At 72.2% G+C, this 24,908-nt stretch carries 15 protein-coding genes; 12 read left to right on the forward strand and 3 right to left on the reverse strand.

Annotation, left to right across the window (positions count from 1 at the left end; all coding sequences use genetic code 11):
• The first annotated feature begins 164 nt into the window (after positions 1 to 164).
• The 3 genes from ACFXMG_RS08480 to ACFXMG_RS08490 all read left to right on the forward strand — a co-directional run bounded on the left by ACFXMG_RS08480 (position 165) and on the right by ACFXMG_RS08490 (position 5,483).
• Positions 165 to 3,152 carry a bifunctional [glutamine synthetase] adenylyltransferase/[glutamine synthetase]-adenylyl-L-tyrosine phosphorylase gene (locus ACFXMG_RS08480; protein WP_383827027.1) on the forward strand — a complete coding sequence of 996 codons (2,988 nt, stop codon included), beginning with the start codon at positions 165 to 167 and terminating at the stop codon, positions 3,150 to 3,152.
• A 63-nt stretch (positions 3,153 to 3,215) separates the two neighbouring features.
• Entirely contained in the window at positions 3,216 to 4,181 is a 966-nt protein-coding gene (sigJ, locus tag ACFXMG_RS08485; RefSeq protein ID WP_383827024.1) for an RNA polymerase sigma factor SigJ, read from the forward strand.
• 105 nt (positions 4,182 to 4,286) lie between these two features.
• Positions 4,287 to 5,483 (forward strand): NAD(P)/FAD-dependent oxidoreductase, encoded by a 1,197-nt coding sequence (locus tag ACFXMG_RS08490; protein WP_383827022.1) that lies wholly within the window; start codon positions 4,287 to 4,289, stop codon positions 5,481 to 5,483.
• A 13-nt stretch (positions 5,484 to 5,496) separates the two neighbouring features.
• Here the strand turns inward: ACFXMG_RS08490 and ACFXMG_RS08495 are convergent, their stop codons facing one another.
• Positions 5,497 to 6,129 (reverse strand): TetR/AcrR family transcriptional regulator, encoded by a 633-nt coding sequence (locus ACFXMG_RS08495; RefSeq protein WP_383827020.1) that lies wholly within the window; start codon positions 6,127 to 6,129, stop codon positions 5,497 to 5,499.
• A gap of 134 nt (positions 6,130 to 6,263) precedes the next feature.
• Here ACFXMG_RS08495 and ACFXMG_RS08500 point away from each other — a divergent pair, with 134 nt between their 5' ends.
• Both ACFXMG_RS08500 and ACFXMG_RS08505 read left to right on the forward strand, forming a co-directional pair.
• Positions 6,264 to 7,799, forward strand: a complete 1,536-nt coding sequence (locus ACFXMG_RS08500; protein WP_383827018.1) for an APC family permease — start codon at positions 6,264 to 6,266, stop codon at positions 7,797 to 7,799.
• Positions 7,712 to 9,277 (forward strand): amidohydrolase, encoded by a 1,566-nt coding sequence (locus tag ACFXMG_RS08505; protein WP_383827016.1) that lies wholly within the window; start codon positions 7,712 to 7,714, stop codon positions 9,275 to 9,277. The genes ACFXMG_RS08500 and ACFXMG_RS08505 overlap by 88 nt, the downstream gene beginning before the upstream one ends.
• Here ACFXMG_RS08505 and ACFXMG_RS08510 read toward each other — a convergent pair.
• A complete protein-coding gene (locus ACFXMG_RS08510; protein ID WP_383827013.1) occupies positions 9,261 to 10,172 on the reverse strand; it encodes a phosphatase PAP2 family protein in 912 nt (303 codons plus the stop codon). The two genes, ACFXMG_RS08505 and ACFXMG_RS08510, sit on opposite strands and share 17 nt — an antisense overlap.
• Positions 10,173 to 10,247: 75 nt before the next feature.
• Positions 10,248 to 11,273 carry a LacI family DNA-binding transcriptional regulator gene (locus tag ACFXMG_RS08515; RefSeq protein WP_384900487.1) on the reverse strand — a complete coding sequence of 342 codons (1,026 nt, stop codon included), beginning with the start codon at positions 11,271 to 11,273 and terminating at the stop codon, positions 10,248 to 10,250.
• A gap of 424 nt (positions 11,274 to 11,697) precedes the next feature.
• Here ACFXMG_RS08515 and ACFXMG_RS08520 point away from each other — a divergent pair, with 424 nt between their 5' ends.
• The 7 genes from ACFXMG_RS08520 (at position 11,698) to pulA (ending at position 24,885) form a co-directional block, all read left to right on the forward strand.
• Positions 11,698 to 12,972, forward strand: a complete 1,275-nt coding sequence (locus ACFXMG_RS08520) for an extracellular solute-binding protein (protein ID WP_383827007.1) — start codon at positions 11,698 to 11,700, stop codon at positions 12,970 to 12,972.
• Between the two features lie 19 nt (positions 12,973 to 12,991).
• On the forward strand, positions 12,992 to 14,005 hold the full coding sequence (locus tag ACFXMG_RS08525; RefSeq protein WP_384338754.1) for a carbohydrate ABC transporter permease: 1,014 nt from the start codon (positions 12,992 to 12,994) through the stop codon (positions 14,003 to 14,005).
• Positions 14,006 to 14,031: 26 nt separating this feature from the next.
• The gene (locus tag ACFXMG_RS08530) at positions 14,032 to 14,871 is read left to right on the forward strand and encodes a sugar ABC transporter permease (protein WP_169086291.1); all 840 of its coding nucleotides are present in this window, start codon (positions 14,032 to 14,034) and stop codon (positions 14,869 to 14,871) included.
• A gap of 50 nt (positions 14,872 to 14,921) precedes the next feature.
• Positions 14,922 to 16,601 carry a glycoside hydrolase family 13 protein gene (locus ACFXMG_RS08535; protein WP_383827886.1) on the forward strand — a complete coding sequence of 560 codons (1,680 nt, stop codon included), beginning with the start codon at positions 14,922 to 14,924 and terminating at the stop codon, positions 16,599 to 16,601.
• Complete coding sequence (locus ACFXMG_RS08540; protein WP_383827884.1) at positions 16,589 to 17,656, forward strand: LacI family DNA-binding transcriptional regulator; 1,068 nt, start codon at positions 16,589 to 16,591, stop codon at positions 17,654 to 17,656. Before ACFXMG_RS08535 ends, ACFXMG_RS08540 begins: the two co-directional genes overlap by 13 nt.
• Positions 17,657 to 17,797: 141 nt before the next feature.
• Positions 17,798 to 19,516 carry a carbohydrate-binding module family 20 domain-containing protein gene (locus ACFXMG_RS08545; protein ID WP_383827882.1) on the forward strand — a complete coding sequence of 573 codons (1,719 nt, stop codon included), beginning with the start codon at positions 17,798 to 17,800 and terminating at the stop codon, positions 19,514 to 19,516.
• Between the two features lie 71 nt (positions 19,517 to 19,587).
• A complete protein-coding gene (gene pulA / locus ACFXMG_RS08550; protein ID WP_383827880.1) occupies positions 19,588 to 24,885 on the forward strand; it encodes a pullulanase-type alpha-1,6-glucosidase in 5,298 nt (1,765 codons plus the stop codon).
• The last annotated feature ends 23 nt before the right edge of the window (positions 24,886 to 24,908 follow it).

The raw sequence follows: 24,908 nt of genomic DNA on the forward strand, positions 1-24,908 counted from the left end.
CGACGGCCCGTCACCCACCCCTCCCCGCACCCCTCGGCGGCGGCCCGTCACCCCCACCCCTCACCCCCCTCGGCGGCGGCTCGCCGCCCCCGTCGCGCACGCCCGGACCCCTCCCTGCGGATAGGCTCGATCCGTCGGGCGTGCGGGTGGAGGGAGCGGCGGAGATGACGGTGCCGGGGCGCAGGAGCAGTACGTTCTCATTGCTGCTGCGGCACGGGTTCACCGATCCGTCCGGGGCCGAGCGGCTGCTCGACCTGCCCGAGCTCGCCGCGCTCCGCGGGGACTCCGTCCTGCTGGACGCGCTGGGCGCCACCGCCGACCCCGACCTCGCCCTGCTGGGCCTGGTCCGGCTGGTCGAGGCGCAGCCCGAGGCCGACCGGCAGACGTTCACCACCACCCTCCTGTCGGCCAAGCCCTTCCGGGACCGGCTGCTCGGGGTGCTCGGCGCCTCCGAGGCGCTCGCCGACCACCTGGCCCGGCACCCTAAGGACTGGGAGACGCTGGTCACGTACGAGGCGGTCGACCTGCACCCGGGGGTGACCGAGTTCGAGCGGGGGCTCGCCTCGGCGTCGGAACCGGTGGCCCTGCGGGTCGCCTACCGCCGCTGCCTCCTCGGGATAGCGGCCAGGGACGTGTGCGGCACCACCGACGTCGCCCAGACGGCCGCCGAGCTGGCCGACCTGGCCACCGCCACCCTGCGCGCCGCGCTCGCCATCGCCCGGGCGGCCGCACCCGCCGACGCGGCCCAGTGCCGGCTCGCCGTCATCGCCATGGGCAAGTGCGGCGGCCACGAGCTGAACTACGTCTCGGACGTCGACGTGATCTTCGTCGGGGAGCCGGTGGAGGGCGCCGACGAGGCGAAGGCGCTCCAGGCGGCCACCCGGCTCGCCTCCCACCTCATGCGGATCTGCTCCGAGACCACGGTCGAGGGCACCATCTGGCCCGTCGACGCCAACCTGCGCCCCGAGGGCCGCAACGGCCCGCTCGTCCGCACCCTCTCCTCCCACCTCGCCTACTACCAGCGCTGGGCGAAGACCTGGGAGTTCCAGGCCCTCCTCAAGGCCCGGCCGGTGGCCGGCGACCCGGAGCTGGGGAGCGCGTACGTCGACGCCGTCTCCCCGCTGGTCTGGCAGGCCGCCGAGCGCGAGAACTTCGTCACCGACGTGCAGGCCATGCGCCGCCGGGTCGTCGACAACATCCCGGTCGCCCAGGTCGACCGCGAGCTGAAGCTCGGCCCCGGCGGCCTGCGGGACGTCGAGTTCGCCGTCCAGCTCCTCCAGCTCGTGCACGGCCGCAGCGACGCCACCCTGCACAGCGGCTCCACCCTGGACGCGCTCGCCGCCCTCGCCGCCGGCGGCTATGTCGGCCGCGCCGACGCGGCCCAGCTCGACGAGGCGTACCGCTTCCTGCGCGCCATGGAGCACCGCATCCAGCTCTACCGGCTGCGCCGCACCCACCTCGTCCCCGAGGGCGAGGGCGACCTGCGCCGCCTCGGCCGCTCCCTCGGCCTGCGCACCGACCCGGTCGCCGCGCTGAACAAGGAGTGGAAGCGGCACGCGTCCGTCGTCCGCCGCCTCCACGAGAAGCTCTTCTACCGGCCGCTGCTCGACGCCGTCGCCCAGCTCGCCCCCGGCGAGATCCGGCTCAGCCCGAAGGCCGCGGGCCAGCGCCTCGAAGCCCTCGGGTACGCTGACCCCGCCGCCGCCCTGCGCCACCTGGAGGCGCTGGCCTCCGGCGTCAGCCGCAAGGCCGCCATCCAGCGGACCCTGCTGCCGGTGCTGCTCGGCTGGTTCGCCGACTCCGCCGACCCGGACGCGGGCCTCCTCGGCTTCCGGAAGGTCTCCGACGCCCTCGGCAAGACCCCCTGGTACCTGCGGCTGCTGCGCGACGAGGGCGCCGCCGCCGAGAACCTCGCCCGGGTCCTCTCGGCCGGCCGGCTCGCCCCCGACCTGCTGCTCCGCGCCCCGGAGGCGGTCGCCATACTCGGCGATCCCGAGGGCCTGAAGCCGCGCGGCCGGGACCATCTGGAGCAGGAGGTCCTCGCCGCCGTGGGCCGCGCGGACGACGCCGAGCAGGGCGTCGCCGCCGCCCGCGGGGTGCGCCGCCGCGAGCTGTTCCGTACCGCCGCCGCCGACCTCATCGACTCGTACGGCACCGAGGACAGCCCCCGCACCTCCGACCCGGGCGCCCTGGTCGACCGGGTCGGCGAGGCCGTCACCGACCTCAACGCCGCGACCCTCGCCGGCGCCCTGCGCGCCGCCGTCCGCGCCGGGTGGGGCGACGAACTCCCCACCCGTTTCGCGGTGATCGGCATGGGCCGCTTCGGCGGTCACGAACTCGGTTACGGCTCCGACGCCGACGTCCTCTTCGTGCACGAGCCGCGCCCCGGCGTGGACGAGCAGGAGGCCGCCCGGGCCGCCAACCGGGTCGTCACGGAGATGCGCAGGCTGCTCCAGGTGCCCACCACCGACCCGCCGCTGCTGATCGACGCGGACCTGCGCCCGGAGGGCAGGAGCGGCCCCATGGTCCGCACCCTCGCCTCCTACGGCGCCTACTACCGCCGCTGGTCCCTCGTCTGGGAGGCGCAGGCCCTGCTCCGCGCCGCGCCCATGGCTGGGGACCCGGAGCTCGGACAGCGGTTCATCGAGCTGGTCGACCCGCTCCGCTACCCCGCCGAGGGCCTCGGCGAGGACGCGGCCCGCGAGATCCGCCGCCTCAAGGCCCGCATGGAGTCCGAGCGGCTGCCGCGCGGCGCCGACCCCACCCTCCACGCCAAGCTGGGCCGCGGCGGCCTCAGCGACGTCGAGTGGACCGTCCAGCTGCTCCAGATGCGGCACGGCTGGTCCGAGCCGGGCCTGCGCACCACGCGGACCCGGGAGGCGCTCTTCGCCGCCCACGCGGCCGGGCTGATCCCCACCGAGGAGGCCCAGACCCTCGACGAGGCATGGGTGCTGGCGACCCGGGTGCGCAACGCGGTCATGCTCGTCCGCGGCCGCCCCGGCGACACCTTCCCCTCGGACCCGCGCGAACTGGCCGCCGTGGGACGCTACTTGGGGTACGCGCCCGGCCACGTCGGCGAGATGGTGGACGACTACCGGCGGATCACCCGCCGCGCCCGCGCGGTCGTCGACGAACTCTTCTACGGGGCCTGAGCCGAGAGAGAGCCGGACGAGAGCCGAACGACGCGGCCGGGCCCGGCCGGTTACGATCGCGGCATGGCCCTGATCATGAGCGACGTGCACCGGTTCGAGGCGGCCCGGCCCCGGCTGGAGGCCATCGCCTACCGGATGCTCGGTTCCTCGGCCGAGGCCGAGGACGCCGTGCAGGAGACCTACCTGCGCTGGCAGGCCGCCGACACCGGGCGCGTCGAGGTGCCCGAGGCGTGGCTCACCAAGGTCCTCACCAACTACTGCCTCAACCAGCTCACTTCGGCCCGCGCCCGGCGCGAGACCTATGTGGGGCAGTGGCTCCCGGAGCCGCTGCTCGCCGGCGACCCGATGCTCGGCCCCGCCGACACCGCCGAGCAGCGCGAATCCGTCTCGTACGCCGTCCTCGTCCTCCTGGAGCGCCTGACCCCGAACGAGCGGGCGGTGTACGTGCTCCGCGAGGCGTTCGGCTACCCGCACCGGGAGATCGCCGAGATCCTCGACATCGGCGAGGCCGCCGCTCAGCAGATCTTCCACCGGGCCAAGAAGCACCTCGCGGACGGCAGGGCCCGTACCGAGATCGACGGGGCCGCCGCCCGCAGGATCGTCGAGGAGTTCCTGGCCGCCGCCACCAGCGGACGTACCGAACCCCTCGTCCGCCTGCTCACCCAGGACGCGGCCGCGATCGGCGACGGCGGCGGCAAGGTCCCCGCCCGCGCCAGGGCGTTCGAGGGCGCCCTCGCGGTCGCCACCTTCCTGCGCGGCCTCTTCAAGCCGAGCGACGCCAAGCGGGCGCTGGTCGGCGGCTCGCCCGACTTCTACGCCGCCACCGCCAACGGCGGGCCCGCGATCGTCGCCGTCGTGGACGGCCGGGTCATCGGGATCACCTGCCTGGAGGCCACCCCGGACGGCATCGTCGCCGTCCGCAGCCAGGTCAACCCGGACAAGCTGGACCGCGCCACCGGGCGCTGGGCCGCCGAGGGGCACGAGGAGGCCCCGCTCTTCACCTTCCGGGACCCCTCCCAGGGGGTGTGACGCGGGTCACATCAGCTTCCTGTCAGGAAACGCGGGGCCGTCCGGTTCAAGGGGCGAGACCACGCCGGGAAACGGCGCGGACCCCGCGCAGACAGGAGCACGGTCATGCAGCACCGCATCGTCGTCCTCGGAGCCGGATACACCGGAGCCGTCGCCGCCGGCCGCCTCGCCCGCCGGCTGCACCGCGAGGACGTGAGCATCGCCCTCGTCAACCCCGAGCCCGACTTCGTCGAGCGCGTCCGCCTGCACCAGCTCGCGGCCGGCCAGGACCTCACCCCCCGCCCCTTCGCCGAGATGTTCTCCGGCACCGGGGTCGAGCTGAGGCTCGGCCGGGTCGAGGCCGTCGACGTCGACCGCAAGGCCGTCACGGTGGACACCGGCGCCGGACCCGAGGAACTGCCCTACGACAGCCTCGTCTACGCCCTCGGCAGCGGCTGGAACCACGGCGGGGTCCCCGGGGTCGCCGACCACGCCCACGAGGTCTCCTCCCGCCCCGGCGCCCTCCGGCTCCGCGACCGCCTGGCCGCCCTGGAGGCCGGACGGCCCGTGGTGGTGGTCGGCGGCGGCCTGACCGGCCTGGAGGCCGCGACCGAGATCGCCGAGGCCCGCCCCGACCTCGACGTGGCCCTGATCGCCCGCGGCGCCCTCGGCGACTGGCTCTCGGAGAAGGGCCGCGGCCACCTGTGGAAGGTCGCGCGGCGGCTCGGCATCACCGTCCACGAGCACACGGAGGTCGCCGCCGTGGCCGCGGACCGGGTGACCACCGTCGACGGCACGGCCCTCCCCGCCGACGTCACCGTCTGGACCACCGGCTTCGCCGTCCACCCCGTCGCCGAGGCCACCGGTCTGGAGCTCGCGGGCGACGGGCGGATCGTGGTCGACGGCACCATGCGGTCGGTCTCCCACCCCGACGTCTACGCCGTCGGCGACGCGGCGACGGCCCTCGGCCCGAACGACGTGCCGCTGCGCATGTCCTGCGCCTCGGGCGTCCCGATGGCCTGGCAGGCCGCCGACGCCCTCGCCGCCCGGCTCGCCGGCGTCGAGGTGCCCCGGGTCGCCATCCGCTACTTCCAGCAGTGCGTCTCGCTGGGCCGCAAGGAGGGCCTGATCCAGTTCGTCACCGCCGACGACCGGGCCAAGGAGAAGGCCCTGACCGGCCGGACCGCCGCCCTCTACAAGGAGATCATCTGCAAGGGCGCCGCGTGGGGCGTCGCCAACCCGACCGTCGGCCTCCCGTCCCGCCGCCGGCGCGTGGCCCGGCAGGAGACCCGGGACGCCGCCCGTACCCAGGCCGCCGTCTGACCCTCAGGCGCGGCTACGGCGCCTGATCCTCGCGCGGCGGGGCCTGGGCCATCAGGCTCCGGACCTGGGCCAGGAGTGCCGCGAGCGCCAGCTCGAAGGCGTGGTCGGCGCGGCCCTCCGGGGCCGCGCCGAGCGCCGCGGCCAGGCGCGGGGTGACCGTCGCGTCGGCCACCTCCCACATCGCCTCCGGCGCCGCGAGGTCGAGCGCCGAGCCGAGCACCAGGTTCTCCAGGCCGATGATCACCGGCATGACGTCCGGCAGCGCGAACCCCGCCTCCAGGAGCCGGGTGACGGCCCGCTCGTACTGGCCGAGGACCATCGGCGCGCGCACCGGTGAGGTCATGAGCAGCGGGATCGCGCGCGGGTGCGCGGCGAAGGCGGCCCGGTAGGAGCGGGCCCAGGCGGTCATGGCCGCCTCCCAGGGCTCCAGGTCCAGGGCGGCGACGTCGATGCCGGAGGCCACCCGCTCGCGCATCAGCTCGATGATCCCGTCCCGCCCGTCCACGTGGTGGTAGACGGAGGCGGTCTGCACCCCGAGCCGCTTGGCGATCTGCGGGACGCTGAGGTCGCCCAGCTCGTCGACGACCGCGAGCGCCGTGGTGGTGATCCGCTCCCGGTCGAGGAGGGGTCTGCGCGGCCGGCCCATGCGAGGTCACTCCCTGTTCAGGTTTCCGTCAGGTCTTCCCCCGCGGACGAAGCCGAGGTTACATTGCGCCAACCGAAAGCCTTTAGGTTTCGCCTCCCCATGGACCCCCCTGCCACGGAAGGGCTTCCCCGCGCATGCCCGAAACCACCCCCGACCGGCCGCCAGGACTCCGCACCGGCACGCTCTCCACCAGCGACATCACGTTCTTCGTCGTCTCCGCCGCCGCCCCGCTCACGGTCATGGCCGGCGTCGCGCCCGTCGCCATCCTGCTCGGCGGCATCGGCGCCCCCGTCGGCTATCTCCTGGCCGGTCTCACGCTCACCGTCTTCGCCGTCGGCTTCACCACCATGAGCCGGCACGTCCGCTCCGGCGGCGCCTTCTACGCGTACATCACCCGCGGCCTCGGCGTCCCCCTCGGCCTCGCCGCCGCCCTCGTCGCGATGCTCGGCTACAACGGCATGGAGATCGGCGTCTACGGCCTCCTCGGCTCCGCCACCTCCGACACCGCCGCCGCCTTCGGCCTCGACATCCCCTGGCTCCCGGTCTCCCTCGCCGGCCTGCTGATCATCTGGTACGGCGGCTACCGCTCGATCGACTTCGGCGCCAAGGTCCTCGGCGTCCTGCTCGTCGCCGAGACCGGCATCCTCGTCCTGCTCGCCGGAGGCGTCCTCCTCGACGGCGGCGCCGACGGCCTCTCGATCGGCGGACTCGCCCCCGCGCACGTCCTCACCGGCGGCACCGCCGCCGTCCTGGCCTGCGCCTTCGCCGCCTTCACCGGCTTCGAGTCGACCGTCATCTACCGCCGCGAGGCCCGCGACCCCGACCGCACCGTGCCGCGCGCCACCTACCTCGCGGTCGCCTTCCTCGGCCTCTTCTACGCCTTCGTCGTCTGGACCGTCATCCAGGCGTTCGGCGAGGACAAGGTCGTCCAGGCCGCCGCCGACGACCCCGGCGGCCTCTTCTTCGCCGCCATCACCACGTACGTCGGAGCCTGGGCCGCCGACCTGATGCACGTCCTCATCGTCACCAGCGTCCTCGCCTCCCTCCTCGCCTTCCACAACGCCATCAACCGCTACACCCTGGCCCTCGCCGAGGAGGGCGTCCTCCCCAAGGCGCTCGGCCGGATCCACCCCCGCCACCGCTCCCCGTACCTCGCCGGGGCCGCGCAGACCGTGCTCGGCGCGGTCGTCGTCCTCGCCTTCGCGCTCGCCGGCGCCGACCCGTACCAGCAGCTCCTGCTCTGGGTGAACACCCCCGGCATGCTCGGCCTGATGTTCCTCCAACTGCTCGCCGCGCTCGCCGTGCCGTGCTTCTTCCGGAAGATTCCGCACCGCGAGGGCGCCTGGCGCACCGTGGTCGCCCCCGTCACCGCCTTCGTCCTGCTGGCCGGCGCGATCGTCCTGGTCACCGCCAACATCGAGCTCTTCACGGCGGCCTCCACCACCGTCAACACCGTCCTCGTCGCCCTCGTCCCCGCCGTCTTCGTCCTCGGCCTGCTGCTGGCGCGCCGGCTGCGCCGCACCCGCCCCGAGGTGTACGCCCGCTTCGCCGCCGAACCCACCCCCCAGGGAGAGACCCCCGCATGTCCGCCGACCTCGTCCTCGTCAACGCCCGCGTCCGCGACCCCGAGCTCACCGGCCACACCGCTGTCGCCGTCCGTGGCGGACTGATCACCGCCGTCGGCTCCACCGCCGACGCCCGCGACTGGACCGGACCCGGCACCGAGACCGTCGACCTGGCCGGTGGCACCCTCGTCCCCGGCCTCACCGACGCGCACAGCCACCCCGTCTGGGGCCTGGAGATGTCCGCCGGCACCGACCTCTCCGCCGTCACCGACCTCGACGGGCTCCGCGCCGCGCTGCGCGGCGCCGAGCGCCGCGACGGCTGGGTCCTCGGCTTCGGCCTCGACCACAACGTCTTCGGCGGCCGCCCGATCCACCGCGAGCTCGTCGAGGAGGCCCTGGCCGGCGCCCCCGCCTTCCTCCGCCTCTACGACGGCCACTCCGCGCTCGCCAGCGGCGCCGCGCTGAAGGCGGCCGGCATCGACGGACCGCGCGCCTTCAGCCAGCGCTCCGAGATCGTCTGCGACGCCGAGGGCCGCCCCACCGGGCACCTGAACGAGCACGCGGCCATGGAGCTGCTGGCCCCGGTCCTGCCCGTCACCCCCTACGCCGAGCGCCGCGACCGGCTCGTCGCCCTGCTCTCCGCCATGGCCGCCACCGGCCTCACCTCCGCCCACGTCATGGACCTCGGCGGCCACGACGTCCCCGGCCTGCTCGCCGCGATCGAGGAGGACGGCGACCTGCCGGTACGCCTCCGGCTCGCGCCCTGGTGCATGCCCGGCGCCACCGAGGAGGAACTGGACGCCCTCGTACGGCTCCAGGAGCGGGCCGGCCGGAACTGGCGCATCGGCGGCGTGAAGTTCTTCATGGACGGCACCGTCGAGGGCGGCACCGCCTGGCTGGAGCACGCCGACTGCCACGGCCAGGGCACCGACGCCTTCTGGCCCGACCCGGAGGCGTACTCCGCCGCCGTGCGCCGGCTCCACCGCGCCGGGGTCGGCACCGCCACCCACGCCATCGGCGACGCGGCGGTCCGCCACGTCCTCGACACCGTCGAGGGCCTCGGCGCCGGCGGCCCCCGCCACCGGATCGAACACATCGAGACCGTCCCCGACGGGCAGCTCGGCCGCTTCGCCGCCCTCGGCGTCGTCGCCTCGATGCAGCCCCCGCACACCGGGTACACCCGCGCCGACCACACCGACCAGTGGTCCCAGCGGCTCGGCGAGGAGCGCGCCGCGCGCGCCTGGCGCTGCCGCGACCTGCGCGACGCGGGCGCCCATCTGGCGCTCGGCTCGGACTGGCCCATCGCGCACTACGACGCCCGGCAGGTCCTCGCCACCGCCCGCGCCCCGCTCGGCGCCGCCTCGGCCCGGCACGGCCTGACCGGCCTCATGGCCCTGGAGGGCATGACCACCCACGCGGCTTACGCGGCGGGGGAGGAGGCGCTGACCGGGCGGATCACCCCGGGGCTGCGCGCCGATCTGACCGCTCTCGCCCTGGATCCGACGGAGGCCCCCGCCGACGAAACGGCTCAGGCCCCGGTCCTGCTCACGCTCAGCGGCGGTCGGATCACCTTCCGGAGCTGACCGGCTCCTCGTGCTCCGCGGCCTCGGGCGCGTCCGTCCCCCGTGCGGGGGCGGACGCCGCCGGCGCGACGGCGGTCATCGGCTCCACCCGCTTCGACAGGCGGTGCGGCCAGGTGCCGTACCAGAAGTAGGCGACGAGGAAGCCGAAGCCGAGGCAGATCCAGCCGCCGACCGCGTCCAGCCAGAAGTGGTTGGCGGTCGCGACGATCACGACCAGGGTCACCGCCGGGTAGAGCAGGCCCAGGATGCGGGCCCAGGGCGCCTTCGCCAGGAAGAAGATCGTCAGGCCGCACCACGTCGACCAGCCGATGTGCATCGACGGCATCGCCGCGTACTGGTTCGACATGTGCTTGAGGTCGCCCGAGGCCATCGAGCCCCAGGTGTGGTGCACCAGCACCGTGTCGATGAAGTCCTTGCTCTCCATCAGCCGCGGCGGCGCGAGCGGATACAGGTAGTAGCCGACCAGGGCCACGGCGGTGGTCGCGAAGAGGACGGTACGGAACGCGGCGTAACGGCCCGGCTGCCATCGGTACAGCCACACGAGCACACCGATGGTGACGATGAAGTGCAGTGTGGCGTAGTAGTAGTTCATCGCCACGATGAGCCAGGTCACCGAGTTCACGGCGTGGTTGACCGCGTGCTCGAAGGCGAGGCCGAGGGACTCCTCGGTCCGCCAGATCCAGTCGGCGTTCTTGAGCGCCGCCGCCTTCTGCTCCGGCACCGCGTTGCGGATCAGCGAGTACACCCAGTAACTGATGCCGATCAGCAGCAGTTCGAACCAGATGCGGGGACGCCGGGGCGTGCGCGCGCGCAGCCATGCCCACCGCCCGTCGGCCACGATGGGTGACGACGGGGTCGTCCGGTCGTCCAAACTCTTCACGGTCGTTTCACCCATAGGCAGAGAGTTTGCCAGATCCCCGCCCCCCGACCGATCATCCCTCGGGTGGGTTAAGGGCGCACCCGCTCCGTCTCAGGGACGAGGCCCCGGGGCGGAGGCCGTGGAACCGCGCACGACCAGCTCCGGCATGAAGACGAACTCCGAGTGCGGGGCCGGGGTGCCCCCGACCTCCTCCAGGAGCGCGCGCACCGCCGCCTGTCCCATCGCCTGCACCGGCTGCCGGATGGTGGTGAGCGGCGGATCGGTGAAGGCTATGAGCGGGGAGTCGTCGAAGCCGACGACGGAGACGTCCTTGGGCACGTTGAGCCCCTGCTGGCGTGCCGCGCGGATCGCGCCGAGCGCCATCATGTCGGAGGCGCACACGATCGCCGTGCAGCCCTTGGCGATCAGGGCGGCGGTGGCCGCCTGGCCGCCCTCCAGGGTGTAAAGAGAGTGCTGGATCAGTTCCTCGGACTGCTCCGGGGTGAGGCCGAGACGGTCCCGCATCCCCTTCTGGAAGCCCTCTATCTTGCGGAGCACCGGCACGAAGCGCTTCGGCCCGACGGCGCGACCGATCCGGGTGTGGCCGAGGGCGGCGAGGTGCGTGACCGCCAGCTGCATCGCGGCCCGGTCGTCGGGGGAGACGAAGGGCGCCTGCACCTTGGGGGAGAAGCCGTTGATGAGGACGTACGGGACGCCCTTGCCGCGCAGCTGGTCGTAGCGGGAGGTGTCCGCGGTGGTGTCCGCGTGCAGGCCGGAGACGAAGATGATGCCGGCCACCCCGCGCTCCACCAGCATGTCGGTGAGCTCGTCCTCGGTGGACCCGCCGGGGGTCTGGGTGGCGAGCACCGGCGTGTAGCCCTGGCGGGTCAGGGCCTGCCCGATGACCTGCGCGAGGGCGGGGAAGATGGGGTTGTCCAGTTCGGGGGTGATCAGCCCGACCAGGCCCGCGCTGCGCTGGCGCAGCCGTACCGGACGCTCGTAACCGAGCACGTCGAGCGCGGCAAGGACGGATTCACGGGTGGCCGTGGCCACGCCGGGCTTGCCGTTGAGCACGCGGCTGACTGTGGCTTCACTGACCCCCGCCTGGGCTGCGATGTCGGCAAGCCGCGCGGTCATGAGAGTGGACTGTACCGGTCACAGCGCGTATTGCCCACCAGTGGGGTGGGGCCGTCTCGCCGCGGGGGAGTGCGGGTGGTTGCGGGTGCCGAACCGCAAGGTCTTGCAGGTCTTGCAGGGGAATGCATGAGGCCGTTGTTGCGGAAGGGCCGGTTCCGTGCGGGCCGGATGGCGGTTTCCGGTCGGAGATTACGGACGAAGAGGCGGAAGGCGGGCCTCCGTGCCGCTGTCAAGCGGCCCGACGGCAACCTTCGGGACACGCGGATGTAACGATCCCCGGTCCTTGCAGAAATTTCACGCAAGGTCTTTCGGCTCGTTTTCATCCCTGTTACGTTCCTGGCAACCCGGAGCGCCGCGAGGGAGCGGTCGCAATGAGGCAGGTTCCAGCCCCTCGTCACCCCGGGATCATGTTGAAGGAGTTCACATGCGGCGTGGCATAGCGGCCACCGCGCTGGTCGCGGCCCTGGGCGTCACCCTGGCGGCGTGCGGCGGAAGCGACAGCGGTTCCAACGGCGCGAAGGGCTCGGGCGAGCTCTCCGGAACCGTGACCTGGTGGGACACCTCCACGGTCGGCTCCGAGGACAAGGTCTTCAAGAAGCTCGCCGAGGACTTCACCAAGAAGCACCCGAAGGTCACGGTCAAGTACGTGAACGTGCCCTTCGGCGAGGCGCAGAACAAGTTCAAGAACGCCGCCCAGTCCGGCGGCGGCGCCCCCGACGTGATCCGCTCCGAGGTCGCCTGGACCCCCGAGTTCGCCGACCTCAGCTACCTGGCCCCGCTGGACGGCACCCCGGCGCTGAAGAACGCGGACGACTTCCTGGAGCAGGCCGCCGCCTCCACCAAGTACAACGGCAAGACCTACGCCGTGCCGCAGGTCATCGACTCCATGGGCATCTTCTACAACAAGAAGATCTTCAAGGAGGCCGGTGTCGAGGTCCCGAAGAGCATCGCCGAGCTGAAGACCGTCTCCGCCAAGATCAAGGAGAAGACCGGCAAGACCGGCCTGTACCTCCGCGGCGACGACCCGTACTGGTTCCTCTCCTTTCTCTACGGCGAGGGCGGCGACATGGTCGACGCCGAGCAGAAGACGGTCACGATCGACAACGAGGCCGGCGTCAAGGCCCTCAAGACGGTCAAGGACCTGGTCGACTCCGGCGCCGCCAAGACCGACGCCACGGACGGCTGGAACAACATGCAGACCGCCTTCAAGGAAGGCAAGGTCGCCATGATGATCAACGGCCCGTGGGCCGTCGCCGACACCTACGCCGGCAAGGAGTTCGCGGACAAGGCGAACCTCGGCATCGCCCCGGTCCCGGCCGGCTCCGCCGGTCAGGGCGCCCCGCAGGGCGGCCACAACCTCGCCGTGTACGCGGGCTCCAAGAACCTCGACGCCTCCTACGCCTTCGTGGAGTACATGACGTCGGTGGAGAGCCAGACCCAGGTCACCAAGGAGCTCAGCCTCCTCCCGACCCGCCAGTCCGCCTACCTCCAGAAGGAGGTCGCCGGGAACGAGATGATCGGGTTCTTCAAGCCGGTCGTCGAGAAGGCCGTCCAGCGCCCCTGGATCCCCGAGGGCGGCAGCCTCTTCGAGCCCATCAAGACCGAGTACGTCAAGGTCCTCACCGGCCAGGCCACCCCCGAGGCCGGGGCCAAGGCGATCGGCGACGCCTACCGCAAGCTCCTGAAGGACTGGAAGTAAGAGGAAGGCTGGCCGGCTGATGGCTGTGGACACCCCCAGCCAGTCGGTGGCGAAGGCCGCGGGCGACGACGTCGCCCGCGGCCGGAGCCGCGGGACTGGTCCGAAGCGACGGGCGCCGAAGCGCTCCCTCGCCACCCACTGGTACGCCTGGGCGATGGTCACCCCCGTGGTGATCGTGATCGCCGTGATCATCGGCTACCCGCTGGTCCGCGGCATCTACCTGTCGCTGACCGACGCCACCGAGCGCAACGTCGCGCGCAGCATCGGCGTCAACGAGATCCCGGCCACCTACGAGTTCGTCGGCCTGGACAACTACAAGGACGCCCTCACCGGCAGCCAGTTCCTCGCCACCCTGGGCTGGACGGTCGTCTGGACCGTCTCCTGCGTGGCGATCACCTTCGCCCTCGGCCTGGCCCTCGCCAACATCCTCAACCGGAAGATCGCCGGCCGCTCCGCCTACCGGATGCTGCTCGTCCTGCCCTGGGCGGTCCCCGGCTTCGTCTCGGTCTTCGCCTGGCGCTTCCTCTACAACGGCGACAACGGCCTCATCAACAAGGTCCTGGGCGGCGTCGGCATCGACGGAGTCCCCTGGCTGAACGACCCCACCTGGGCCAAGTTCGCGGTCATCACCGTCAACGTCTGGCTCGGCATCCCCTTCATGATGGTGGCCCTCCTCGGCGGCCTCCAGTCCATCCCCGGCGAGCTCTACGAAGCCGCCGAGATGGACGGCGCCAACGCCTGGCAGCGCTTCAGGAACATCACCATGCCGGGACTGCGGTCCGTCTCCACCACGGTGATCCTCCTCTCCACCATCTGGACCTTCAACATGTTCCCGGTGATCTTCCTGCTCACCCGGGGCGGACCGGGCGAGGCGACCCAGATCCTCGTCACCCAGGCGTACAAGTTCTCCTTCGAGATCAGCCCGCGCGACTTCGCCCAGTCGTCCACGTGGGGCGTCCTCATCCTGGTGCTCCTGATGATCTTCGCCGCGATCTACCAGCGCGTCCTCCGCAAGCAGGGAGAAGTCTGGTGACCACCACGAACCCCGCCCCCCAGGCGATGAACGCCCCGATCCGGGGCCGCCGCTCGCCGCTCGCCTCCGTGGCGCTGCACCTCACCCTGATCGTCGCCTCCGTCGTCGCCGTCTTCCCGGTGCTGTGGGTCCTGCTGACCTCGCTCAAGCCGGCGAAGTACGCGACCACCACGGACTTCTTCAAGGAGACGACGTTCGAGAACTACACGAACCTGCTGAGGGACACCCCGTTCCTCACCTGGTTCGGGAACTCGCTCCTCGTCGCCGGACTCACCACCGTCGTCGGCGTGTTCATCTCCGCCACCACCGGCTACGCCGTCAGCCGCTTCCGCTTCCCCGGCAAGCGCGGACTGATGTGGACCCTGCTCATCACGCAGATGTTCCCGGTCGCCGTCCTCATCGTGCCGATCTACAACATCATGGCGTCGCTGGGACTGCTCAACCAGTCGGCCGGCCTGGTCATCACCTACCTGACCATCGCCGTCCCCTTCTGCGCCTGGATGATGAAGGGCTTCTTCGACGGCATCCCGCGCGAGATCGACGAGTCGGGGTACGTCGACGGGCTCACCCCCTTCGGCACCTTCTGGCGGCTCATCCTGCCGCTCGCCAAGCCGGGCATCGCGGTGACCGCCTTCTACTCCTTCATCACCGCCTGGGGCGAGGTCGCCTACGCCTCCGCCTTCATGGTCGGTGACGAGAACCTGACGCTCGCCGGCGGACTCCAGAAGTTCGTCAACCAGTACGGCGCCCAGTGGGGCCCCATGACGGCGGCCTCCGTCCTCATCGCCATCCCCGCGGCCCTGGTGTTCCTCTTCGCCCAGCGCCACCTCGTCACCGGCATGTCCGCCGGTGCCGTCAAGGGCTGACGGCCCTGAGCGCCGAACCCGTACGCCCCTCCTTACCTCCCAGGGAAGACATGACCCAGCACCTCGCCACCGCCGCCGACGCCCCCACCACCGGCACCGACACGGGCTGGTGGAGAGACGCGGTGATCTACCAGGTCTACCCGCGCAGCTTCGCCGACGGCAACGGCGACGGCATGGGCGACCTGGTGGGCATCCGCAGCCGGCTGCCGTACCTCAAGGAGCTCGGCGTCGACGCCGTGTGGCTCTCCCCCTTCTACGCCTCCCCGCAGGCCGACGCCGGCTACGACGTCGCCGACTACCGGGCCATCGACCCCATGTTCGGCTCGCTGCTCGACGCCGACGCCCTGATCCGCGAGGCCCACGCCCTGGGCCTGCGCATCATCGTGGACCTGGTCCCCAACCACTCCTCCGACCAGCACGAGTGGTTCCAGCGGGCACTGCGCGAGGGCCCCGGCTCCCCGCTGCGCGAGCGCTACCACTTCCGCCCCGGCAAGGGCGAGACCGGGGAACTCCCGCCCAACGACTGGGAGTCCATCTTCGGCGGCCCCGCCTGGACCCGGACCGAGAACCCGGACGGCACCCCCGGCGAGTGGTACCTCCACCTCTTCGCCCCGGAGCAGCCCGACTTCGACTGGGACCACCCGGCCGTCCGCGACGAGTTCCGCTCGATCCTGCGCTTCTGGCTCGACATGGGCGTCGACGGCTTCCGCGTCGACGTCGCCCACGGCCTCGTCAAGGCCCCCGGGCTCCCCGACATCGGCGCCCACGACCAGCTGAAGCTGCTCGGCAACGACGTCATGCCCTTCTTCGACCAGGACGGCGTCCACGAGATCTACCGCTCCTGGCGCCGGATCCTCGCCGAGTATGACGGCCAGCGCGTCCTCGTCGCCGAGGCGTGGACCCCCACCGTCGAGCGCACCGCGAACTACGTGCGCCCCGACGAGATGCACCAGGCGTTCAACTTCCAGTACCTGGGCACCCACTGGGACGCCGCCGAGCTGCGTACCGTCATCGACGCCTCGCTCGAAGCGATGCGCCCGGTCGGCGCCCCCACCACCTGGGTGCTCTCCAACCACGACGTCACCCGGCACGCCACCCGCTTCGCCAACCCGGCGGGCCTCGGCACCCAGCTGCGCACCGCCGGCGACCGCGCGCTCGGGCTGCGCCGGGCCCGCGCCGCGACGCTGCTGATGCTGGCGCTGCCCGGCTCCGCGTACGTGTACCAGGGCGAGGAGCTGGGTCTGCCGGACGTCACCGACCTGCCCGACGAGGTGCGCCAGGACCCGTCCTTCTGGCGGGCCAGCGGGCAGGACGGCTTCCGCGACGGCTGCCGGGTTCCGATCCCGTGGACCGCCGAGGGTTCCTCGTACGGCTTCGGCGAGGGCGGCTCCTGGCTGCCGCAGCCCGCCTCCTGGGGCGGGCTGAGCGTCGAGGCGCAGACCGGCGACCCCGGCTCCACCCTGGAGCTGTACCGCAGCGCGCTCGCCGTGCGCCGCGAGCGCCCCGAACTCGGTGCGGGCGAGACCGTGGAGTGGCTGGAGGCACCCGAGGGTGTGCTCTCCTTCCGCCGCGACGGCTTCGTCTGCACCGCCAACACCACCGGCCGGGCCCTCTCCGTCCCGCTGCCCGGCCGGTATCTCCTCTCCAGCGGGGAGGTCCGCATCGTCGCCGTCGACGACGAGGACACCGTGGAGATCCCCGCCGACACCACCGTCTGGTGGGCGGTGTGACGATCCCCCCGCCGCGGGGCACCGGCAACGGCGCCCCGCGGCTCGCGGACATCGCGGCCCAGTCCGGGGTCAGCGAGGCCACCGTCAGCCGCGTCCTCAACGGCAAGGCGGGGGTGGCCGGCGCGACCCGGCACAAGGTGCTGGCCGCGCTCGACGTGCTCGGCTACGAGCGTCCCGTACGCCTCAAACGCCGCAGCGCGGGCCTCGTCGGGCTCGTGGTGCCCGAGCTGACCAACCCGATCTTCCCGGCCTTCGCGCAGGTCGTCGAACAGGTCCTGGCCGGGCACGGCTACACGCCGGTGCTCTGCACCCAGATGCCCGGCGGCGCGACCGAGGACGAGCTGGTCGACCAGCTGGTGGAGCGCGGGGTGGCCGGCATCGTCTTCCTCTCCGGGCTGCACGCGGACGCCACCGCCGACCCGGGGCGGTACGCCCGGCTGACCGAGCGGGGCGTGCCGTACGTCCTCATCAACGGCTACCACGAACGGATCGACGCCACCTTCGTCTCCCCGGACGACCGGGCCGCCGCCCGGATGGCCGTGCGGCACCTCGCCGAGCTCGGGCACGAGCGGATCGGCCTCGCCATCGGCCCGACCCGTTACGTGCCCTCGCGCCGCAAGGCGGAGGGCTTCGCCGCCGAGCTGTACGAGATGCTCGGCGTGGAGCGGGCGGAGGCCGAACGCTTCGTGCGGCCCACCCTGTTCGGCGTCGAGGGCGGGCACGCCGCCGCCGAGATCCTGCTCGACGAGGGCTGTACGGGCATCGTCTGCGGCTCCGACCTGATGGCGCTCGGCGTCGTCCGGGCCGCCCGCGCCCGGGGCCTCGACGTGCCCCGGGACGTCTCCGTCGTCGGCTTCGACGACTCCCCGCTGATCGCCTTCACCGACCCGCCGCTGACCACCGTGCGCCAGCCCGTGCAGGCCATGGCGACGGCGGCCGTCGGCGCGCTCCTGGAGGAGATCGAGGGAAACCCGGTGCAGCGCACCGAGTTCGTCTTCCAGCCGGAGCTGGTCGTGCGCGGTTCCACCGCGCAGCCGCCGCAACTCCCCGCGTAATCCCCAAGGAGGGGCGTGCCGGAGGTATTGACCGCACGCCTGTACGCCCCTACGGTCGCGGCTGAAAACAGTTGCTGAGAGTTTCGGCAACTTCTTGCGAACAGCTCTCGCACGCGACAGGGACGTCGTACAGGAGGAAGCATGGCAAGAAAGACCGTGGCCGCTGCACTCGCCCTCGTGGCGGGAGCCGCGGCGGCCGTCACGGCGAACGCCCCGGCCCAGGCCACCCCGCCGGGGACCAAGGACGTCACCGCGGTGATGTTCGAGTGGAAGTTCGCCTCGGTGGCCCGTGAGTGCACCGACCGCCTGGGCCCCGCCGGCTACGGCTACGTCCAGGTCTCCCCGCCGCAGGAGCACCTCCAGGGCGGCCAGTGGTGGACCTCGTACCAGCCCGTCAGCTACAAGATCGCCGGCCGGCTCGGGGACCGCACCGCCTTCAAGAACATGGTCGACTCCTGCCACGCCGCCGGCGTGAAGGTGATCGCCGACTCGGTCGTCAACCACATGGCCAACGGCTCCGGCACGGGAACGGGCGGGACCCCGTTCTCCAAGTACGACTATCCGGGCCTCTACTCCGGCGCCGACATGGACGACTGCCGGGCCACCATCTCCACCTACCAGGACCGCGGGAACGTCCAGAACTGCGAACTGGTGGGCCTCCCCGACCTCGACACCGGCGAGGACCACGTCCGCGGGAAGATAGCGGGCTACCTCAACGACCTCCTCTCGCTGGGCGTCGACGGGTTCCGCATCGACGCCGCCAAGCACATGCCGGCCGCCGACCTGGCGAACATCAAGACCCGGCTGACCAACCCGAACGTGTACTGGAAGCACGAGGCCATCCACGGCGCCGGCGAGGCCGTCTCCCCGAGCGAGTACCTCGGCAGCGGAGACGTCCAGGAGTTCCGCTACGCCCGCGACCTCAAGCGGATCCTCCAGAACGAGAAGCTCGCCTACCTGAAGAACTTCGGCGAGTCCTGGGGCTACATGCCCTCCGGCCAGTCCGGCGTCTTCGTCGACAACCACGACACCGAGCGCGGCGGCGACACCCTCTCCTACAAGGACGGCGCGAACTACACCCTCGCCTCCGTCTTCATGCTCGCCTGGCCCTACGGCTCCCCGGACGTCCACTCCGGCTACGAGTGGACCGACAAGGACGCCGGACCGCCCAACGGCGGCCAGGTGAACGCCTGTTACAGCGACGGCTGGAAGTGCCAGCACGCCTGGCGCGAGATCTCCTCCATGGTCGCCTTCCGCAACACCGCCCGCGGCGAGGCCGTCACCCAGTGGTGGGACAACGGCAACAACGCGATCGCGTTCGGCCGGGGCAGCAAGGCGTACGTGGCGATCAACCACGAGTCCTCCGCCCTCTCCCGCACCTTCCAGACCTCCCTCCCGGCCGGCTCCTACTGCGACGTGCAGTCGAACACCGCCGTCACCGTCAACGCCTCCGGCCAGTTCACCGCCACCCTGGGCGCCAACACCGCCCTCGCCCTGCACACGGGCGCCATGAACTGCGGCTCCGGCACCACCCCGCCGACCACCCCGCCGACCACGCCCCCCGCCACCGCGGGCGCCTCCTTCCACGTCACCGCCACCACGGTGATCGGCCAGAACATCTACGTCACCGGCAACCGCGCCGAGCTGGGCAACTGGTCCCCGGCCGCCGCCCTCAAGCTCGACCCCGCCACCTACCCCGTGTGGAAGCTGGCCGTGAACCTCCCCGCCGGAACGGCCTTCGAGTACAAGTACCTCCGCAAGGACGCGGCAGGGAACGTGACCTGGGAGTCCGGTGCCAACCGCACCGCGACCGTCCCCGCCTCCGGCCAGGCCGTCCTGAACGACACCTTCCGCAGCTGAGCCCCTCCCCCTCCTCAAGGGCCGCCCCCGCCGGGGCGGCCCTCCCTTCCCCGTACCTTCAGGGAGCCCCTGTGATCCGCAAGAGAACGGCGGTCGCACTCGCCGCCGCCCTGGTCGCCGCCCTCGCCCCGGCCCTTCCCGCGACCGCCGCCCCCCGCCCGCCGGCCCCGCCGTCGGACCGGGCGATGGCCGCCGAGCCGGCCCGCCAGGACCTCACCCGCGAGCAGTTCTACTTCGTGCTGCCCGACCGCTTCGCCAACGGCGACACCTCCAACGACCGGGGCGGTCTCACCGGCAGCCGTACCGCCACCGGCTTCGACCCCACCGACAAGGGCTTCTACCAGGGCGGCGACCTCAAGGGCCTCACCCAGCGCCTCGACTACATCAAGGGCCTCGGCACCACCGCGATCTGGATGGCGCCGATCTTCAAGAACCGCCCCGTGCAGGGCGAGGGCAAGGACGCGAGCGCCGGCTACCACGGCTACTGGATCACCGACTTCACCCAGGTCGACCCGCACTTCGGCACCAACGACGACCTCAAGAAGCTCATCAAGGCCGCCCACGCCAAGGGCATGAAGGTCTTCTTCGACGTCATCACCAACCACACCGCCGACACCGTCGACTACGCCGAGAAGAAGTACGGCTACCGCCCCAAGGGCGCCTACCCGTACCTCGACAAGGACGGGCGCCCCTTCGACGACCGCACGGCGATCGGGAAGGTGGACGCGGACTCGTTCCCGTACACCCCCGTCGAGAAGGCCGGCACCAAGGTCCCGGCCTGGCTCAACGACCCGGAGATGTACCACAACCGCGGCGACTCCACCTGGCAGGGCGAGTCCGCCGAGTACGGCGACTTCGTCGGGCTCGACGACCTGTGGACCGAGCGCCCCGAGGTCGTCGAGGGCATGAAGAGGATCTACGAGAAGTGGGTCCGCGACTTCGACATCGACGGCTTCCGCATCGACACCGTCAAGCACGTCGACCTCGACTTCTGGACCCAGTGGGCCACCGCGCTCGACGCCTACGCCAAGAAGCGGGGGCGCGAGGACTTCTTCATGTTCGGCGAGGTCTACTCCGCCGACACCACCGTCACCGCCCCCTACGTCACCCGCGGCCGGCTCGACGCCACCCTCGACTTCCCCTTCCAGGACGCCGCCCGCGCCTTCGCCTCCCAGGGCGCCGGCGCCGACCGGCTCGCCAAGGTCTTCGCCGAGGACTACCGCTACACCACCGACAAGGCCAACGCCTACGAGCAGGTCACCTTCCTCGGCAACCACGACATGGGCCGCTTCGGGACCTTCCTCAAGCAGGACAACCCGAACGCCTCCGACGCCGAACTCCTCCGCCGCGCCACCCTCGCCAACGAGCTGATGTTCCTCTCCCGCGGCAACCCGGTGATCTACTCCGGCGACGAGCAGGGCTTCACCGGCGCCGGCGGCGACAAGGACGCCCGCCAGACCCTCTTCGGCTCCCAGGTCGCCGACTACCTCGACGACGACCAGCTCGGCACCGACCGCACCCACGCCACCGACGCCTACGACACCGGCCACCCGGTCTACACGTCGATCGCCCGGCTGTCCCGCCTGACGAAGGACCACCCCGCCCTGCGCGACGGCGTCCAGCGGGAGCGCTACGCCGAGGGCTCCGTCTACGCCACCTCCCGCACCGACGCCCGCCAGCGCGTCGAGTACCTCGTCGCCGCCAACAGCGCCACCCAGCCGAAGACCGTCACCGTTCCGGTCGACTCCACCGCCTTCCGCGCCCTGTACGGGGGTCAGGGCGCCGTCACGGCGAAGGACGGCGAGGTCACCGTCACGATCCCGGCCCTCTCCACCCTCGTCCTCAAGGCCGACAGGCCCCTCCCGCCCGTCACCGGCAAGCCGGCCGTCACCCTCGACGCCCCGGCCGCGGGCTCCACCGGCACCGTCGAGATCAGCGCCGACGTCGACGGCGACGGCCTGAACCGGGTCGTCTTCGCCGCCCAGGTCGGCAACGGACGCTGGCAGACCCTCGGCACCGCCGACCACGCCCCCTACAAGGTCACCCAGCACGTCACCGCCCCCGCCGGCACCCCGCTGCGCTACAAGGCCGTCGTCGTCGACGCCGCCGGACGCACCGCGAGCGCCACCGCCGCCACCACCGCCGGCGCGCCCCCGGCGCCCGAGAAGCCGGTCGCCGTCGAGCGCCCCTACGCGATCGTCCACTACCGGCGCGAGGACGGCGACTACGACGGCTGGACCCTCAAGGCCGCGGGCCAGGAAGCCGCCTTCACCGGCCGCGACGCCCACGGCGCCTTCGCCTGGGTCAAGCTCCCCGAGGGCGCCTCCACCGTCCCGTACACCGTCGAGAAGGCCGGCACCGCCGACGGCCCGCAGCGCACCATCAGCCTCGGCCGCACCGGCGAGGTCTGGATCACCCAGGGCCAGGACGGCCAGTCCGACACCGCCCCCGCCCCGGTCCCGCAGGACAAGACCAAGGCCGTCATCCACTACCAGCGCGCCGACGGGAACTACGACGGCTGGGGCCTCCACCTGTGGACCGGCGCCGCCCAGCCCACCGACTGGTCCAAGCCCCTCCCGCCCACCCGCGTCGACGCCTACGGCGCCGTCTACGAGGTCCCGCTCGCCGAGGGCGCCACCTCGCTCTCGTACATCCTCCACAACGGCGACGAGAAGGACCTCCCCACCGACCAGTCCCTCGACCTGGCCGCCACCGGCCACGAGGTCTGGCTCCTCGCCGGGCAGCCGAAGCACCTCCTGCCGACCTCCGGCGGCGCCCCCGCCCTCGACCTCGGCAAGGCCGAGGCGCAGTGGATCGACCGGAACACCGTCGTCTGGAAGGTGAAGGCGAACGACTCCACCAGCCAGCAGCTCGTGTACGCCCCCGAGGGCGGCATCACCGTCACCGACGGGTCCCTCAGCGCCGAGGGCCAGTGGCTCCGGCTGAACGCCGGCACCCTCACCGACGCCCAGAAGGCCGAGTTCCCGCACCTCAAGGACTACCCCGCCTTCACCGTCGACCCGCGCGACGCCGACCGGATCCGCACCTCCCTGCGCGGCCAGCTCCTCGCCACCCAGCGCGCCGCCAACGGCGCCCTGCTCGCCGCCACCGGCGTCCAGACCGCCGGCGTCCTCGACGACCTGTACGCCGCGAAGGCCGTGAAGGCCGACCTCGGGCCGGTCTTCGACCGGAAGGGCCGCCCCACCCTCTCCCTGTGGGCGCCCACCGCCGCGTCCGTCGCCCTGGAGATCGACGGCCGCACCGTGCCCATGCGCCGCGACGACGCCTCCGGCGTCTGGAAGGCCACCGGCCCGAAGTCCTGGAACGGCAAGCCGTACCGGTACGTCGTGAAGGTCTGGGCGCCCACCGTCCAGAAGCTCGTCGAGAACCGCGTCACGGACCCCTACGCGACCGCCCTCACCGCCGACTCCGCCCGCAGCCTCGTCGTCGACCTCACCGACCCGAAGCTCGCCCCCTCCGGCTGGAAGAACCTCAGGAAGCCGGCCGCCGTGCCGCTGCGCGACGCCCAGATCCAGGAACTCCACGTCCGCGACTTCTCGATCGCCGACCCCACCGCGAAGGCCGCCCACAAGGGCACCTTCCTCGCCTTCACCGACAAGGACAGCAAGGGCTCGAAGCACCTCAAGGCCCTCGCCGACTCCGGCACCAACTACGTCCACCTCCTCCCGGCCTTCGACATCGGCACCGTCCCCGAGAAGAAGTCCGACCAGGCCGAACCCGCCTGCGACCTCAAGGTCTACGCCCCCGACTCCGAGGAGCAGCAGGCGTGCGTCGCCGCCGCCGCGGCGAAGGACGCGTACAACTGGGGCTACGACCCGCTGCACTACACCGTCCCCGAGGGCTCCTACTCCACCGACCCGAACGGCACCCGCCGCACGGTCGAGTTCCGGCAGATGGTCCAGGCCCTCAACGGGCAGGGCCTGCGCACCGTCATGGACGTCGTCTACAACCACACCGTCGCCGCCGGACAGTCCGACAAGTCCGTCCTCGACCGGATCGTCCCCGGCTACTACCAGCGGCTCCAGGCCGACGGCTCCGTCGCCACCTCCACCTGCTGCGCCAACACCGCGCCCGAGAACGCCATGATGGGCAAGCTCGTCGTGGACTCGGTCGTCACCTGGGCGAAGCAGTACAAGGTCGACGGCTTCCGCTTCGACCTCATGGGCCACCACCCGAAGGAGAACATCCTCGCCGTCCGGGCCGCCCTGGACGCGCTCACCGTCGAGAAGGACGGCGTCGACGGCAAGGCGATCGTCCTCTACGGCGAGGGCTGGAACTTCGGCGAGATCGCCGACGACGCCCGCTTCGTCCAGGCCACCCAGAAGAACATGGCCGGCACCGGCATCGCCACCTTCTCCGACCGGGCCCGCGACGCCGTCCGCGGCGGCGGCCCCTTCGACGAGGACCCCGGCGTCCAGGGCTTCGCCTCCGGCCTCTACACCGACCCCAACTCCTCCACCGCCAACGGCACCCCGGAGCAGCAGAAGGCCCGCCTCCTGCACTACCAGGACCTCATCAAGGTCGGCCTCACCGGCAACCTCGCCCCCTACACCTTCACCGACACCTCCGGGCGCACGGTCAAGGGCTCCGAGGTCGACTACAACGGCTCCCCGGCCGGCTACGCCGCCGCCCCCGGCGATGCCCTCGCCTACGCCGACGCCCACGACAACGAGACCCTCTACGACGCCCTCGCGTTCAAGCTGCCCGCCGGCACCTCCGCCGCCGACCGGGCCCGCATGCAGGTCCTCGCCATGGCCACGGCCACCCTCTCCCAGGGTCCGGCGCTCTCCCAGGCCGGCTCGGACCTGCTCCGCTCCAAGTCCCTCGACCGCAACTCGTACGACAGCGGCGACTGGTTCAACTCGATCCACTGGGACTGCCGCGACGGCAACGGCTTCGGCATCGGCCTCCCGCCGGCCGCCGACAACAAGGCCAAGTGGGGCTACGGCAAGCCGCTCCTCACCCTGCCGAACCTGACGCCGGGCTGCGCCGAGATCGACGGCGCCTCCGCCGCCTACCGGGACCTCCAGAAGATCCGCACCACCGAGCCCGGCTTCTCCCTGGCCACGGCCGGACAGGTGCAGGACGCCCTCTCCTTCCCGCTCTCCGGCAGGGACGAGACCCCCGGCGTGATCACCATGCGCCTCGGTGACCTCGTGGTCGTCTTCAACGCGACCCCGGGCGAGCGGAAGCAGACCGTCCCCGGCCTCGCCGGCACGGCCTACGGCCTCCACCCCGTCCAGGCGGACGGCTCCGACGCCGTCACCAGGTCCGCCTCGTACGAGGCCGGTTCGGGCACCTTCACCGTCCCGGCCCGCACGGTCGCCGTCTTCAAGACGACCGGCTGACGATCCTCCTCGGGGACACGGGC

Source organism: Streptomyces sp. NPDC059201, from assembly GCF_042754585.1.
Lineage (GTDB): Bacteria > Actinomycetota > Actinomycetes > Streptomycetales > Streptomycetaceae > Streptomyces.